The sequence below is a fragment of the Brevibacterium metallidurans genome, assembly GCF_037101285.1.
Taxonomy (GTDB): domain Bacteria; phylum Actinomycetota; class Actinomycetes; order Actinomycetales; family Brevibacteriaceae; genus Brevibacterium; species Brevibacterium metallidurans.
The window spans coordinates 1-15,716 of record NZ_BAAAAF010000004.1 but is presented as its reverse complement, the minus strand read 5'-3'; the positions used below and the strand labels follow the sequence as shown (position 1 = coordinate 15,716).

Sequence of the window (15,716 nt, the reverse complement as noted above, 5' to 3'; positions counted from 1 at the left end):
GTGAGGTGTGTGATGGGCCCTTCCTCGGAAGGCTGGGTTTGCGGCTCGGCCGCGACTGGCAACGTCTGCGAGGCGCCCGCACGTCGCACCCTTAGCCGCGCGCAACCCCCTTAGCCGCACGCCACACTCTTAGCGGCTTTTCAGAGGTCTGGCTCCGCACATCGCACGTCTAGCTCGACACACCACCCGGGCAAGGGTGGTTTTACGCGCTGAGGGTGAGGGTTGCGATGAGGCGTCGGCGCGCCCGCTACGCGAGGGCGTCGATGACGAAGTCGAGGCAGTTCAGCAGCGCCTTGACGTCTGCCGGGTCGACCGAGACGAACGTCGCGATGCGCAGCTGGTTGCGCCCGAGCTTCCTATACGGTTCGACGTCGACGATGCCGTTGGCCCGCAGCACCGAAGCCACACGCGCGGCATCGACCGAGTCGTCGAAGTCGACGGTGGCGACGACCGAGGACCGGTCGGCGGGATCGACGACATAGGGGTGAGCCACCTCGGCGGCATCGGCCCAGTCGTAGACGTAACCGGAGGTCTCACTGGTGCGCTCGACGGCCCAGTCGAGGCCGCCGTTGCCGTTGATCCACTCGATCTGTTCGGCGAGCAGGAGCAGCGTGGCCACCGCGGGGGTGTTGTACGTCTGGTCCTTGCGTGAGTTCTCGATCGCGGTGACGAGGTCGAGCGACGCCGGGATCCAGCGCCCGGAGTCCTTGATCTCCTCCGCCCGGGCAACGGCCTTGGGGGAGAGGATCGCGACCCACAGACCGCCGTCGGAGCCCATGTTCTTCTGCGGGGCGAAGTAGTAGACGTCGGTCTCGGCGATGTCGACGGGCAGACCGCCGGCGCCGGAGGTCGCATCGATGACGACGAGCGCATCCTCGTCGATGCCCTCGGGTCGGGCGATCGTCGTCGCCACCCCGGTCGAGGTCTCGTTGTGCGGCCACGCGTAGACGTCGGCACTGACATCGCCGTCGCCGAGGCCCGCCGCCTCGAGCGCTGCCGGGGACGGGATCGCCGAGGTGCCCGGCTCGGCGGCGAGGATGAGCGATCGTTCGAGGTGGGGTGCGGTGTCGGTGGCCTTGGCGAACTTCTGTCCGAACTCGCCGAAGGTCGCATGCGCAGCGCGCTGCCTCACGAGACCGAAGGCCGCGACGTCCCAGAACGCCGTCGATCCGCCGTTGCCGAGGACGACCTCGTAGCCCTCGGGCAGGTCGAAGAGCTCGGTCAGTCCGGAGCGGATCCGGGCGACGAGGCTTTTGACCGGCGCCTGTCGGTGGCTCGTGCCGAGCACGGTCGTCGTCGCGGAGTTCAGGGCCTCGATCTGGGCCGCGCGGATGCGGGCGGGACCCGATCCGAAGCGTCCGTCGGCGGGCGGGAGTTCGTCTGGGATCGTCAGGTTCGCAGCAGTCACGCTCGCCATTCTAGGGGTACGCGAGTCCCCGCCCGCGGCCCGTCTCACCATGCGCGAACCGACGGCCTCGGACTCTGCGGGCAACGGTGCGCGCCGCCCCCGGACCGTGCCCCGCCGCAGCGCGGGCTGTGGACCGGCGCTGCCCCCGCGGACCGCGGCCCGTAGAGTGGAGCCATGAGTGAGCCTGTCGACCGACTGGCCCAGACCCGGGCCTCCTACATCTCGTCCTCGTTCGATCGTCCCGAGGTCTCCCCGCTCGAGCTGTTCCGCACGTGGTACGACGAAGCCGCCGGCCAGGTCCGCGAACCCAACGCGATGACCGTCTCGACGCTCGACGACTGGGGCCCCGTCGCCCGCATCGTCCTCCTCAAGGGCGTCGACGCCTCAGGCTTCGTCTTCTTCACCGACTACGACTCGGCCAAGGGCCGTCAGCTGCGCGCGGATCCGCGGATCGCTGCGAACTTCCCCTGGCAGGACATGCACCGGCAGATCCGCATCCGGGGCCTCGCCGAGGAGGTCGCCCCCGCCGAGTCCGACGCCTACTTCTCCGTCCGCCCCCGGGGGTCCCAGATCGCCGCGAGCGTCTCGAAGCAGTCCCAGCCGGTCGGCGGGCGGGAGCAGATGGAGTCCGAGTACGCGACCGCCGAGGCGGAGCTCGCCGGCCGCGACGTGCCCCGTCCCGAACACTGGGGCGGCTTCCGCATCCGGCCGTTCGAGATCGAATTCTGGCAGGGTCAGCAGAACCGCTTCCACGACCGCTGGGTCTTCCGCCGTGCCGATGGCAGTCATGACCCCGGCGACCTCGCCCGGTCGCAGGACTGGGACCTCGTGCGCCTCTACCCGTAAGCACCAGGACTCTGCGCCCTCAGCCATCCCCTCCCAACGCCTCACTCCCTGACCACCCATTCCCCGAAGTCCGCCCACACCACTAGAGTCCGTGTATACAGTCCCTTATATACAGACCCTGTTTCAGACAGACACTGAACCGCAGTCCCCGAACACCGACACAGACACCAGAAGAACCCCCGCGTCCCCCAGCCGCTCGCAGCGAGGTGAGCCGGCCCCAGGGAACGCCGACCCGCGCTAAGGAGCGTCGATGACCCAGACATCAGCAGCCACCAAGACCGGAACCGAGGCCCTGTTCGACAACCTCATCGGCGGACAGCGCCGCGGATCCGAGGACCGCAGCCTCAACCGCAATCCGTCGGACCCGACCGACGTCATCGGCAGCTTCGCCCGCGCCGATGCGCAGACCGTCGAGGACGCCATCGCCGCCGCCAATGCCGCGGCACCGGCCTGGGCGGACTTCCCCGCTCAGCAGCGGTTCGCGATCCTCGACACGGCCGGTACCCTCATCGCCGAGCGCGCCGACGAACTCGCCGACCTCCTCGCCCGGGAAGAGGGCAAGCAGCTCGGCGAATCCCGCGGTGAGGTGCTGCGCGCCTCCCAGATCTTCAAGTTCTTCGCCGGGGAGACCATCCGCAACACCGGGGAGATCATCGACTCCGTCCGCCCCGGACTCACCGCCGAGATGACCCACGAACCCATCGGTGTCGTCGGAGTCATCACCCCGTGGAACTTCCCCATCGCCATCCCGGCCTGGAAGATCGCCCCGGCGCTCGCCTACGGCAACACCGTCGTCTTCAAGCCCGCCGAACTCGTCCCCGGCTCGGCCTCTGCCCTCGTCGACATCCTCGTCGAGGCGGGACTGCCCGACGGCGTCATCAACCTCGTCATGGGACCCGGACGGATCGTCGGGGAGGTCCTCACCACCTCGGCGGGCGTCGATGCGGTGACCTTCACCGGCTCCGTCGCCGTGGGACGCGGCGTCATCGCCGCAGCGAGCGAGCACGGCATCCGCGTCCAGTGCGAGATGGGAGGCAAGAACCCGCTCGTCGTCCTCGGCGACGCCGACCTCGGGGCCGCCGCCGACGCCGCGGTCAACGGGGCCTTCTTCTCCACCGGCCAACGGTGCACGGCCTCGTCCCGACTCATCGTCACCGACGACGTCCATGACGAGTTCGTCGGACTGCTCAAGGAGCGCATGGCGGGCCTGACGGTCGGCGACGCCCGCGCAGAGGGCACCGACATCGGCCCCGTCGTCTCGGAGGACCAGCTGCAGCAGGATCTGCGCTACATCGGCATCGCCCGCGACGAAGGGGGAGAGGTCACCGGCGGCAACCTCGTCGACGCGGCCACCGACGGCTACTTCCTCGCCCCCGCCCTCGTCACCGGGACATCGGCGGGGGACACGATCAACGTCGAAGAGGTCTTCGGTCCCGTCGCCTCGGTGATCCGGGTCGCGGACTACGACGAAGCCCTCGCCGTGGCCAACGACACGGCCTTCGGGCTCTCGGCGGGCATCTTCACCTCGTCGCTGAAATATTCGACGCACTTCAAGCGTTATGCGCAAGCTGGAATGGTCATGGTCAACGCCCCCACCGCCGGTGTCGACTACCACGTCTCCTTCGGGGGTCGGAAGGGATCGAGCTACGGTCCCCGGGAGCAGGCACGGGCGGCGCGCGAGTTCTACACGGTGCACAAGACGGCGTACGTCAACGCGGGCTGATAAGCGGCCCCGACAACCGCCGCGATAGAATCGAGACGGATCGCAGCGGCTGCGAGGCATCGCAGTCGGTGCGGGGTCGCAAGACCTCTGAAGTGTGAGAACGCCTGACATGGTCACATGACCTGAAGACGAAGAGTGGAGTGGCTGGTCTTAAGTGAACGACCTCGTCGATACAACCGAAATGTACCTCAAATCGATCATCGAGCTCGAAGAGCAGTCGATCGTGCCGCTGCGCGCCCGGATCGCGGAGCGACTGGACCACTCCGGTCCGACCGTGTCGCAGACCGTGGCCCGCATGGAGCGCGACGGCCTGCTCCACGTGAGCAATGACCGGCACCTCGAGCTCACCCCCGAAGGACGCCGCATCGCCACCGAGGTGATGCGCAAGCACCGTCTGGCCGAACGCCTGCTCGCCGACGTCGTCGGCCTCGAGTGGGAGCTCGTCCACGACGAGGCCTGCCGATGGGAGCACGTGATGAGCGAGCAGGTCGAGCGCAAGCTCGTCGCGCTCCTGCCCGACACGAGCTCCGGCCCGTACGGCAACCCGATCCCCGGCCTCGACGTCATCGGCGCGGAGGCGAACACCGGCGCCGAGGTGGTCGACCTCGCCACCGCCGTCGCCCGTGACGGTGCGACGCAGCTGAGGATCGCGTGGCTGGCCGAGCCCCTGCAGGTCGACATCCATCTGCTCCAGCAGTTCCAGGTGGCCGGGGTCATGCCCGGCACCGACGTCGAGATCACCCGCAACGGGGAGTACATCACCGTGCAGGTTCCCGGCGCCGAGGATGTCCTCGACCTTCCCGTCGAGACCGCCTCGCACGTCTTCGCCCACAAGAAGTGAGGCGAGCGATGTGACGGCGATCACAGAATGATCGCGGACAGGTCTCGGCCTGTAACGAAAGCTTGACCGCAGCCGGCCCGGAGGGTGGACATCCACCCTCCGGGCCGGCTTCTGTAACGGTCAATGTTACGGAGACATGAATCTCATTTACCTCTCTCACCTGCAGGTTTATGGAAAACCTCGAGGTTTCCCCACCGTGGTTGTGACAGAAACGTGACAATTGATCACTGATTGGTTACAGTTGTTGAGGTCGTCCGCGCAAGCGGCGGCTTCGCACCGGGAACCGCACGCCACGCCTGATGCGATACACACCCAAGGACCGAAGTGGCGGTCGGAGAGATCCGATAGGTGACGAGAGGAAAACGTGGCAACTAAGCACCATGGCCGCCGCGCCGCAGAGACCAAGGTCAAGACTCCGCTGACCGAGCTGACCGAACTCCTGAACGCCAACTCCGCCGTCTTCGGACGTCGCGCGGCCGTCGTCGCCGCCAGCGGTGGACTGCTCACCGCAGCCGTTCTCCCCGCTGCCGGTCAGGCCGGAGACGACAATGTCGCTGTCTCCGCCGACTCGAAGACCCAGGTCGCCGAATTCCAGAACCAGGCCGCCACCGTCGTCGCCGACGGCAGCGCCAAGGACAAGAAGGACGACTCGTCCTTCAGCGTCGACGTCCAGACCGTCACCGCCAAGCCTGCTCCCAAGCCCGAGCCGAAGCCGAAGAGCTCTGCTGCGGCCTCGAGCGATTCCGATTCCTCGAAGTCCTCGTCCAAGTCGAAGAGCGACAAGGGTGCGTCGAAGGACTCCGGTTCCGGCGACGTCAAGATCCCCGACGGCTCGAAGGCCCAGCAGGTCCTCGCCATCGCCAAGCAGTACGTCGGCACCCCCTACGTCTCGGGCGGCACCTCGCCCAGCGGCTGGGACTGCTCCGGCTTCACCTCGTACGTCTACGCCAAGGTCGGCGTCAACCTGCCCCGCACCTCGGGTGCCCAGGGCAGCGCCGGCGCGACCGTCTCGAAGTCCGAAGCCAAGCCGGGCGACCTCATCTGGAAGCCGGGACACATCGGCATCTACGCCGGCAACGGCATGATGTACGACGCCGGCAACCCGCGCGTCGACACCAGCTACCGCAGCATCGACTGGATGATCGCCGGCGGCGCGAAGTTCGTCCGCGTCCTCTGATCACGCTCTGACGGGAACTCCCCGTTGCACTCGACGGTCCTCGAGTGCAGCGGGGAGTTTTCGCATCTGCCTACCCGCCTCGACGCTCTGGCCTCGCGGGACGGTGGCGCCGTGGCCTCGCGGGACGGTCGGGTGCAGGTGAACGCGCGAGGAAGATTCCGTGACCGAGGGGGTATGAATTCGGTCACAGGGGCGATCGGCGTTACTCTTGAGAAGATTGAGTTCCGTAAGCGATGGGAAATCCGATGGGACATAGTCGAATATTCCGGACGACCGCTCCAGGTTCTGGTGCGGAGTACATATCTGTGTCTGTGTCCGATTCCAAGGCGTTGTGCTGGTGCACGACGCCTTTTGCGTTCCCTGGCCCGGCTGCGTCTGCGGCACTGCGCTCAGGGGGCGGGCCGGCGTCCGCCATCGGCTCCCCATCGCCCATGAGAAGAGGGGACGGGATATGAAGACTCTCGTGCTCAATGCCGGATACGAGCCGCTGTCGGTCGTGCCGTTCACCAGAGCCGTCGTTCTGGTGCTCACAGGCAAGGCGACGGTGTTGGCCGCCGATGACGCTCCGGTGAGATCGCAGCACGTGAGTCTCGACCAGCCCTCGGTCATCCTCCTCACCCGCTACGTCAGACCCCCGCGCGATCGCAGGGTCTCACTGTCGCGCCGGGGAGTCCTGCGACGGGACAACCATCGCTGCGCGTACTGCACGCGACCGGCGAGCACTGTCGACCACGTCGTCCCCCGGTCGCGCGGAGGCGGCAACACGTGGGAGAACCTCGTCGCGTGCTGCCGTGACTGCAACAACCGCAAAGGCGACCGCACGCTGTCCGAGATCGGCTGGAAGCTCGGCTTCTGCCCGAAGGAGCCGCGCGTGGGACAGTTCTGGATGCGCGGGATCGACAAGCCCGTCGAACAGTGGCGGCCCTTCCTCGAGATGAATCACGCGGCCTGAGTCCGCGTCGCCTCAGGCCTGGTGCTCCGAGCGGTGGAGTCGATGCCGCAGGCAGTCGGCTCCGACGCCGGCGAACCCTACCGGCAGGCGTCTGACCGGTGAGGATGCCGTCCGCAGTGTGACCAGAAACGGATAACGATGTGACATCGTCAGCCGTGCTGACATCTTTGTGATCTAGGGTGGACTCAGAGAAATTCGCTGCGACTTGAGGAGCGTGCGATGTCAGAGCAGGACCGCAGTCACGATGCCACGTCGTCGCCTGCCGGTGAGCCCGAAGCGGTGGTCGTCGGCATCGACGGCTCGCCCCCGTCGAGGAACGCGCTCAACTGGGCGATCCAGGAGGCCCGTTCCCTGGGCAAGCCGATCCGGCTCGTCGGCGCCTACACCATTCCCAGCGTCGCCGCAGCGGCCATCGACGTCTCCTACGTCCCCATCGACGACTCCGCGATCCGCGCGTCGGTGACGAACACCCTCAAGGAGGCCGCCGCCGAGGTCAAGGCCGCCGGCGTGCCCGTCGAAGCCGTCATCGAAGTCGGGGATGCCGCCGGGGTCCTCATCGACGAATCGAAGTCCGCGTGCCTGACCGTCGTCGGCTCCCGTGGTCGGGGCGGGTTCGCCGGTCGCCTCCTCGGCACCGTCTCGAGTGCGCTGCCGGCCCACTCCGCGTGCCCGACCGTCGTCGTGCCCGCATCATGGCAGGCCGACACCGAGAAGCCTGCCCACCCGACGTCCTCGCGTCCGATCCGTCAGGACGGCTTCGAGGTCGAGGAGTCCGACCCCGACGCCGAGGCGGTCGAGGGTCTGCGCTTCGACGGCAAGGTCGTCGTCGGCGTCGACTCCCTCGGCGCCGAGTCGCCCGCCCTGTGGAAGGCAGCTCGCCTGGCCGTGCGCCGCGGTTCGCCCCTGCACATCGTCGCCGTCATCACGACGACCGTGATCGGTCCCGAATGGCTGCCGAGCACCGCTGACCTCGAGCGCCTCATCAACGAAGGCGCTGACAAGCTCGTCGTCGCCAAGCAGCGCGTTCAGGCGGAGTTCCCCGACCTCGACGTCACGTGGACCCTCTTCGACGGTCAGCCCGCCGAGGTGCTCGTCCGGGCCTCCGACACCGCCGAGGTGCTCGTCATCGGTTCACGCGGACGCGGCGGGTTCGCCGGCCTCCTGCTCGGGTCGACCTCGCAGTCGGTGCTGCCGTACTCGCAGTGCCCGACGATGGTCGTCCGGGTCTCGCGCGATGCCAACAAACGCCGTGAGGACGGAGAGATCCCCGAACCGGGCCTCTGATCGGTGGAATCGACGACGAACGAGTCCGCGGACGCGACTGCCCGGACAGCGGCTGTACCGGCGGCCCCGGCGGCTGAGCGTCGCCGGTTGCGCGCCGCGGACTGGGCGGGACTGACGATCCTCGTCGTCCTCCTCGGCGTGGGCCTGACCTGGTCGAAATGGCTGCCGTACTGGGACAAGGCCCAGACGATGTCTGAGACCTCGATCTGGGAGGGTGCCCCGCTCTTCGACGTCGCCGGTCAGGCGATGTCCGTGTCCGGGGCGTGGGACTTCACGCTCGCGTATTTCCTGGCCGTGTGGAAGGCGCTCGTCGTCGCCCTCCTCGTCGCCGCGGCCATCGATGCGCTCGTGCCCCGTGATTGGCTGCTGCGGGTGATGAACCGGCGGCATGCCGCGACCCAGTCGCTGGTCGGGGCGACCCTGTCGCTGCCGTCGATGATGTGCACGTGCTGTGCGGCCCCGGTGGCTGCCGGCCTGCGCCGGACCGGGGTGACGCGCAGCGCCGCGCTGGCCTACTGGGTGGGCAATCCGCTGCTCAACCCCGCGGTCCTCGTCTTCCTCGCCCTTGTCCTGCCGTGGCAGTACCTGGGCGTGCGCCTCGTCGTCGGGCTGCTCATCGCCGTTGGGGCCAGTGCGCTCATCGGCACCTGGATTGCGGGACGCGGCAGGGAGGTCGCCGTCCCGCAGCCGGACGAGCCTGCGGAACTCTCGTCCATGCCTCGGCGATACCTGCGGTCGCTGTCGCGGTTCACCCTCATCCTCGTCCCTGAGCATCTCGTCCTCGTCTTCGTCATCGGCCTCATCGCTCCGTGGCTGACCGGACTCTACGGTGTGGAGGCGCAGCTCGGGGCGGTCGCGATCATCGTCGCCGCCGTGGTCGGAACGCTGCTCGTCATCCCGACCGGGGGAGAGATCCCCATCATCCTCACGCTGCTCGCCGCCGGTGCCGGCGCGGGAACGACGGGTGCGCTGCTCATCGCGCTGCCGGCGCTGAGTCTGCCCTCGATGGTCATGGTCGGCAGGACGATGGGCTGGAAGGCGACAGCGGCCATGGGAATCGCTGTGATGATCGGTTCGGTGCTCGCGGGTCTGCTCGTGCTCGCACTGACGTGAGGTGGTGTGGCGGGAAGAGTTGCGGCGGGAACTGCGCCGATGCCGAGGTGGAGACTGCTCCGATGAGGTGACTGGTGCCGCATTCGCTGCGATGATGATGTGCGTGGCGCCCCCGGCGCGATTCGAACGCGCGACACCCGCTTTAGGAGAGCGGTGCTCTATCCCCTGAGCTACGGGGGCGATGTGGCTGTCGTCAACCACGATCACCCAGTGTAGCGTAGAAGAAACCTCGATGTTCCACGGTGTGCCAGCACCTGTTATGCGTAGTTTCTCGTTAGGGTCGAACTGTGCCAGATACCGTTGTTGACGATCAGTACCCAGAGCTCGGGGGCGCGTTCGCCGAGTGGAAAGAGCAGGCCGCCCACCTCGGCGGTCGCGACACCATGCTCCATTTCCGGGACTCTCGCGACGGCAGCATCGACCTCTCCGGAGCGCACCCGTCGGGCCTCGCCCAGCTGCTCGCCGGCCGCCCCACCCGGCTCTCGAGCCTGATCCGCGACCACGAGATCCTCGCCGACGCCCGCCGACGTGCCCGGTCGATCCGATCGAAGGCCGAACAGCTCGACAACGAACGCGGCATCCGCGCCGCGCATCTGGCCATCGGCTTCGCGTCGTGGACGGAGAAGGACTCCAAGTTCAAGTTCAACGCCCCCGTCGTGCTGCGCCACATCACGCTGGTGCCGCGCGGGTCGCGCGTCGAGGACTACGAGATCGTCCTCGGCAACGAGATCACCATCAACCCGGCCCTCGTCCGCCACCTCGCCGAGGTGTACGACCTCGATGTGCCCGTCGACGAATGGGTCGACGCCACCGGGGGTCCCCACGGCTTCGACCCCGGTCCCGCCCTCGATCGGCTCCGCGACCTCGCCCAGGCCGTGCCGGGCCTGCGCATCAACCACCGGTTCATCGTCTCGACGTTCGCGAACATCGCGAGCGCCTTCACCGGCGACTACCTGCCCACGCAGCATCCCATCCTCCGGGCACTGGCCGGCGACGACGAGGTCCGCGGCCAGTTCGGCGGCGGTTCGACCGTGCCCTGCCGCACCCCGCGCTCATCGGGAGACGCGGCGAAGAAGACTTCGGAAAGGGCCTCCGGACCCGCGGGGTCGGCAGAGTCGGTTGAGTCGGCGGAGTCGGCGAAGACATCCGGTGACTCGTCGACGTCCGACGATCGGACCGCCGAGTCGTCCGGTGTGAAACCGACGGAGAAGTCCGGTGAGACTGCGTCGGCAGCGACATCGGCATCGACAGGGGTCTCTTCGAGGTCGACTGATTCTTCGGCCGCCGGCGACGGTTCGACGGCAGGCGGCGACTCGACCGCTGGTAGCGACTCGACCGTTGGCGACGACCCGAAGTCGGGTGACGACTCGACCACGGCCAGCGACGCGAAGTCGGGCAGTGCCCAAGCGCCTGCCGAGACAGAGGCCGGTAAGAGCGATGCTGCTGCGGACGCAGGGACCTCGGACGGTGACCCCAAAGCGCCTGCCGGTGCGAAGGACTCCGGCGGTGGCGCATCCAAAGCCGAGACCGACACCGGCACCAAGACTGACACCGACGCCAAGACGGACGCCGGCGCCACAGCCGAGGCCAAGCCGAAGGCTGTCACCGAAGCCGGCACCGCCGACCCGAAAGCCGACATCAAGGCTGATGCCGGCACCAAAATCACGGCCGACGCCGGCACCGAAGACGATGTCGACGCGAAGACTGGCACCGGTGGGAAGCCGTCCTCCGGTCCCGCGTCGAGGACTGCCGCTGCACCGGCAACCGATGACGAGGACGAACCCGGCGAACCGACGGTGCCGATCACCTCGGCGAGCGACGACATGGATGCGACGGCGAAGCAGGAATCCTCGGCTGTGCGCACCGAGGACCCCTCGGTCACCGAGGCTCGGCAGGCTGCGGCCGATGAGGACTTCGTGCCCGCCGCCCTCAAGGAACCCGTCACCCCGCTGCCCGACCGGAAGCCGCAGGAGGAGTTCCTCGTCATCGACGTCGACGGCGACCAGCAGGCCGTCGTCGATGCAGCGGTCTCGGGCCGCTCCGTCGTCGTCGATACCCCTCCGGGGACCGGCGCCACCCAGGTCGCCGTCGCCGTCGCGACGACGCTTGCGCACACGGGCAAGAGCGTGCTCTTCCTCGCTCAGACCGCCGATGCCCTCGACGACTTCTCGGCCCGCCTCGGCGAGGTCGGGCTGGGCGACTTCGCCGTCGACACCCGCGAAGGCGCCGAGCACATCAAACGTCAGCTCATCGACCTCATCGGCTCCGCGGAACGAGCCGAACGCCCCGACCTCGGGGGCCTGCTCGGCGAACTCAACGAGCAGCGGGCGACCCTGACCGACCACGTCACCTCCCTGCACCGGCGGCGCCAGCCGTGGGACGTCTCCGTCTACGAGACCATGCAGCATCTCGCCGAACTCACCTCCGGCGACGACTCGCCGCAGACCGGTGTGCGCTTCGGCGAGGACATCCTCGAAGCCAGCGACGACCGCCGACACGCACTGCGCGGCAAGCTCGGGGAGCTCGCCGGACTCGGCGCCTTCACCCTCGACGTCGAGGACACCGTCTGGTTCGGGGCCGACCTCAAATCCGTCGAAGAGGCCGAAGCCGCCCGCACCGTGGCCGAACGCCTCGGTCGCACTCTGCCCGACCTCGTCACCGCCGTCGAACCCGTGCTCGCCAAGGCGAAGCTCAACCCCCGCCGCAACCTCGACGACTGGTCGCGGGCGATCAAGGTCCTCCTCCGGGTGCGCACGACCCTCGACAGCTTCGCCCCCGACGTCTACGACCACCGACTCGACGACCTCATCGCCGCGACCGGGACCGCCGACTACCGGGCCGAACTCGGCGTCGAGATGGGCATGCTCCAGCGCAAGCGCCTGAAGAAGTCCGCGCAGGAGTTCCTCCGCCCCGGCGCCGACGTCGCCGACCTCCACTCGGCGCTCATCGACGTCCGCGCCCAACGGGTCATCCTCCGCGACCTCGCCGGTCACGACGGTCGGCCGCAGATCCCGCGTGGCGTGCTCGAAGCCGACGAGATCCTCCAGGGCGTCGAAGCCGACGTCGCCAAACTCGCCCCCGTGCTCGAGACGACCCCCGACGGCGGCGACCTCGGCGCGATGCTCATCGAAGAGCTCACCGCGCGCGCCGAAGCGATGGGCGGGGACTCGGAGAACCTCGCGGACCTGCCCGAACGCTCACGCCTGCAGCGGGAGCTCACCGATGAGGGTCTGTCCGAACTCATGACCGACCTGCGCCGGCGCAAGGTCGACAACCACCTCGTCGGACCCGAATTCGACCTCGCCTACTGGGCCTCGGTCCTCCAGTCGATGGCCGGCGAGGATCCGAAGATCGGCCGCCACGACGGGGCAGCCCTGCACGAGGTCGCCGAAGGATTCCGGGAGAACGACCGGGCCTTCGTCGCCGCCGGCGCCGGGCGCCTGCGCTACAACCATTCGCAGGCGTGGAAGCGCGGCATCGACGCCGACCCGATCGCCGCCGGGGTCATCAAGCAGGAGCTGCTCTCCCCGCACACCTCAGTCCAGCGGATGTCGACGAAGGCACCCGAACTGCTGACCACGCTCGCGCCGGTATGGATGGCCAGCCCGTACACGGTGCCCGAGCTGTTCGCGGCACTCCCGCTCTTCGACGCCGTCGTCATCGCCGACGGCGGCCGGCTTTCGATCGCCGACGTCGTCCCCGGCATCACGCGTGCCCGCCAGGTCGTCTCCCTCGGCGACTCGCGCCTGCTGGGACCGCGCCCGTTCTCGATCGCCGTCGACCGGTGGGGACCCGACGAAGCCGAGCACCCGGACTCGGTGCAGGACCGCCTCGGCGAATTCCTGCCGCGGATGCGGCTGTCGAACTCCTACCGCCTCTCACCGGTGGGTCTCATCGATCTTGCGAACCGGCACTTCTACGATTCGACGATCTCGACGCTGCCGACCGCGCACACCGGCGAGGGAACCGGACTCGAGTTCTCCTACGTCGCCGACGGACGTGGACCCACCGACATCGGCACGGGCCGGGTCGAAAGCCCCGATGCCGAGGTCAAACGCGTCGTCGAACTCGTGCTCAAACATGCGCGGACCCGGTCGCGGGAATCCCTGGCCGTCGTCGCCCTCACCCCTCACCACGCGCAGCGGATCGCCACAGCGATCTCACGGGCGATGAAGGATCTGCCGTACGTGGCAGCCTTCTTCAACGACCCCGCGAAGGAGCCGTTCGTCGTCACCGACGCCGAACGCGTCCAGGGGATGTCACGAGATGCCGTGATCTTCTCGCTCGGCTACGGGCGCACCGTCCACGGCCGAGTCATCAATGACTTCGGCCCGCTCTCGGGACCCGACGGCGACCGCATCCTCGCCGCCGTCGTCACCCGCGCACGCAAACGCCTCACCGTGGTCTCGAGCATCGAGGCCGAGGACTTCGACGCCGCGAAGCTCAGCGGAGGAGCACAGCTGCTGCCGCGCCTGTTCGAGGAGATCGCCGGCGGCGGCGTCCGGCAGCCCGGCCCCCACGGGGAGATCTACGACCCGCTGTTCAACGACATTGCCGACCGTCTCCTCCAGCTCGGCGTCGTCGCCCACGAGCACTACAACGGCATCGACCTGGCCGTGGCGAACTCCGCCGAGGACGAGCACGGGATGATCATCGCCGTCTCCGGAGACGGACCCGACTACGCCTCGATCCGCAGTCTGCGGCAGCGCGACCGGGTTGTTCCCGAACAGCTCGAACGCCGCGGCTGGAGATTCATGCGTGTGTGGTCGACCGACGCGTTCGTCGACCCGCAGGCCGAGACCGAGAAGATCTTCGACGCCTGGAAGTCCACCGTCGAGACGATGAGCCCGCAGGCGATCCTCAACGCCGCCCGCGCTGCCTCCGTCGTCGTCGGGCGCACCGGCAGCCGCCCGAAGCTCGTCCCCGGCCTGCCGATGCACAAATACTCCGACCAGGGTCTCGACGAGATGATCGACTGGATCCAGTCCGATGCCGTGGTCCGCGGCGACGGAGAGATCAAGGAACTCCTGCGTACGGCGCTCGCACAGAAGAGCAACACACCCCGTGGGGAGACTCAGCTGCAGGCAGCCGTCGACCGCTACCGTCAGCGCCATGCGCAGGCGAAGAAGGTCACCGGCGCCGAGGTGTACATCCCCTCCGCCGATGCGCGCGGTCCTGTCGAGGGAGAGGTCATCCCCACCTTCGACACCGACCAGATCCGTGCCGAATCGCTGCGCGACGCGGGGCTCATCGAGGCCGACGACGCCGATGCCGAGTCGGATTCGGGATCAGCGGACGGCCGGGACTCCTCCGCGAGCACCGATGACCGACCCTGAGTCTGGGGCGACGTCTGAGTCCGGAGCCGGGGCAGGGTCCGAATCCGACTCGGCATCGGAGGCCGGGTCGCAGCACGAGGCGGAGCGCGCGGCAGCCGACCGGACGAATGCCCGTGCTGACACGCCTGACGGCGAGAACGCCATCTCGGGCTCGTCCGACGAGGGCGACGATGAGCGTGAGAAGAAGGCGCGCCTCGAGCGTGCGCTGCGCGCGTATCGAGCGACGCTGCGCAACGAAGCCGAATCGGGCACGACAGGATTCAGTGCCGAACACTACCGGTCGCAGAAACCCCCGCACTGGTGACGCGGTACGGCTGATGCCGGCTCGGCCGGCCGACATACCGGGGTGACGAGGACCCCGGACAGCGACGAGGGCCCGCTTCCCAGTGTGGGAAGCGGGCCCTCGTGCATGTGCAGCCTCAGGGGCTGCACCGATCACGGTCGGATCAGTGGCGCGGCGGTTCGTTCGGGTCGGTGTATCCACCCTGACCCGGGGTGCCGCCTGCAGGACCGGCGTTGGCGGCGGCCTGGTTGCGGAGGAGATCGCGGATGTCGCCGAGGAGGTCCTCAGCGGTCGGGGGCACCTCGGACTCGGGCACGCCGCGCTTGCGCATCTCGTTGAGCTTGTTCATCGGAACGATGATGATGAAGTAGACGATGGCGGCGACGATGAGGAAGTTGATCGCGGCGGTGATGACCGCACCGATGTCGATCGTCGTCTCAGGCACGCCGGGCTTGAGCGTGAAGCTCAATGCGGGGCCTTCTGCGCCGCCGACGGCAGCGATGAGGGGGTTGATGATCTTGTCGGAGAACGCCGTGACGATGGCGGTGAACGCGCTGCCGATGATGACAGCGGTCGCCAGTTCGACGACATTCCCCTGGAGAATGAAGTCCCTGAAACCCTTAAGCGGCTCTTCGCAGCTGAGAGTGTAGTCGGGTTGGGCGCGTCGGTGCCTGGATAGGGGTCGAGGCCCTCCGAGGATGGAAGTTCTGACACTGCCCATCCTGAGGACCTCGACATGGATCACGCTACCTT

Annotated in this window: 11 protein-coding genes and 1 tRNA gene; 9 read left to right on the top strand and 3 right to left on the bottom strand. The window is 68.1% G+C overall.

The window, feature by feature from the left end; genetic code table 11:
* Positions 1 to 247: 247 nt before the first annotated feature.
* Positions 248 to 1,408: a phosphoserine transaminase gene (serC, locus tag AACX88_RS06575; RefSeq protein ID WP_339392244.1), complete on the bottom strand. Its 1,161-nt coding sequence runs from the start codon at positions 1,406 to 1,408 to the stop codon at positions 248 to 250.
* 174 nt (positions 1,409 to 1,582) lie between these two features.
* Here serC and pdxH point away from each other — a divergent pair, with 174 nt between their 5' ends.
* From pdxH to AACX88_RS06540, 7 genes are all read left to right on the top strand, one after another.
* A complete protein-coding gene (gene pdxH / locus AACX88_RS06570) occupies positions 1,583 to 2,254 on the top strand; it encodes a pyridoxamine 5'-phosphate oxidase (RefSeq protein WP_339392243.1) in 672 nt (223 codons plus the stop codon).
* Positions 2,255 to 2,504: 250 nt separating this feature from the next.
* Positions 2,505 to 3,977 (top strand): aldehyde dehydrogenase family protein, encoded by a 1,473-nt coding sequence (locus AACX88_RS06565; RefSeq protein ID WP_339392242.1) that lies wholly within the window; start codon positions 2,505 to 2,507, stop codon positions 3,975 to 3,977.
* A gap of 154 nt (positions 3,978 to 4,131) precedes the next feature.
* Positions 4,132 to 4,818 (top strand): iron-dependent transcriptional repressor DtxR, encoded by a 687-nt coding sequence (locus tag AACX88_RS06560; protein WP_167559867.1) that lies wholly within the window; start codon positions 4,132 to 4,134, stop codon positions 4,816 to 4,818.
* Between the two features lie 364 nt (positions 4,819 to 5,182).
* Positions 5,183 to 5,995 (top strand): C40 family peptidase, encoded by an 813-nt coding sequence (locus tag AACX88_RS06555; protein WP_339392241.1) that lies wholly within the window; start codon positions 5,183 to 5,185, stop codon positions 5,993 to 5,995.
* A 451-nt stretch (positions 5,996 to 6,446) separates the two neighbouring features.
* A complete protein-coding gene (locus AACX88_RS06550; RefSeq protein ID WP_167559871.1) occupies positions 6,447 to 6,947 on the top strand; it encodes an HNH endonuclease in 501 nt (166 codons plus the stop codon).
* 219 nt (positions 6,948 to 7,166) lie between these two features.
* A complete protein-coding gene (locus AACX88_RS06545) occupies positions 7,167 to 8,231 on the top strand; it encodes a universal stress protein (RefSeq protein WP_339392240.1) in 1,065 nt (354 codons plus the stop codon).
* 87 nt (positions 8,232 to 8,318) lie between these two features.
* A complete protein-coding gene (locus AACX88_RS06540) occupies positions 8,319 to 9,344 on the top strand; it encodes a permease (RefSeq protein WP_339392239.1) in 1,026 nt (341 codons plus the stop codon).
* Between the two features lie 104 nt (positions 9,345 to 9,448).
* Here the strand turns inward: AACX88_RS06540 and AACX88_RS06535 are convergent.
* Positions 9,449 to 9,524, bottom strand: a tRNA-Arg gene (locus AACX88_RS06535).
* A 107-nt stretch (positions 9,525 to 9,631) separates the two neighbouring features.
* On the opposite strand from AACX88_RS06535, the gene AACX88_RS06530 reads away from it, so the two are divergent.
* Together AACX88_RS06530 and AACX88_RS06525 are read left to right on the top strand one after the other, a co-directional pair.
* Positions 9,632 to 14,680 carry a DUF4011 domain-containing protein gene (locus AACX88_RS06530; RefSeq protein ID WP_339392238.1) on the top strand — a complete coding sequence of 1,683 codons (5,049 nt, stop codon included), beginning with the start codon at positions 9,632 to 9,634 and terminating at the stop codon, positions 14,678 to 14,680.
* The gene (locus tag AACX88_RS06525) at positions 14,667 to 14,984 is read left to right on the top strand and encodes a hypothetical protein (RefSeq protein ID WP_339392237.1); all 318 of its coding nucleotides are present in this window, start codon (positions 14,667 to 14,669) and stop codon (positions 14,982 to 14,984) included. Before AACX88_RS06530 ends, AACX88_RS06525 begins: the two co-directional genes overlap by 14 nt.
* A gap of 142 nt (positions 14,985 to 15,126) precedes the next feature.
* Here the strand turns inward: AACX88_RS06525 and mscL are convergent, their stop codons facing one another.
* Positions 15,127 to 15,567: a large conductance mechanosensitive channel protein MscL gene (gene mscL / locus AACX88_RS06520; protein ID WP_422614417.1), complete on the bottom strand. Its 441-nt coding sequence runs from the start codon at positions 15,565 to 15,567 to the stop codon at positions 15,127 to 15,129.
* Positions 15,568 to 15,716: the final 149 nt, after the last annotated feature.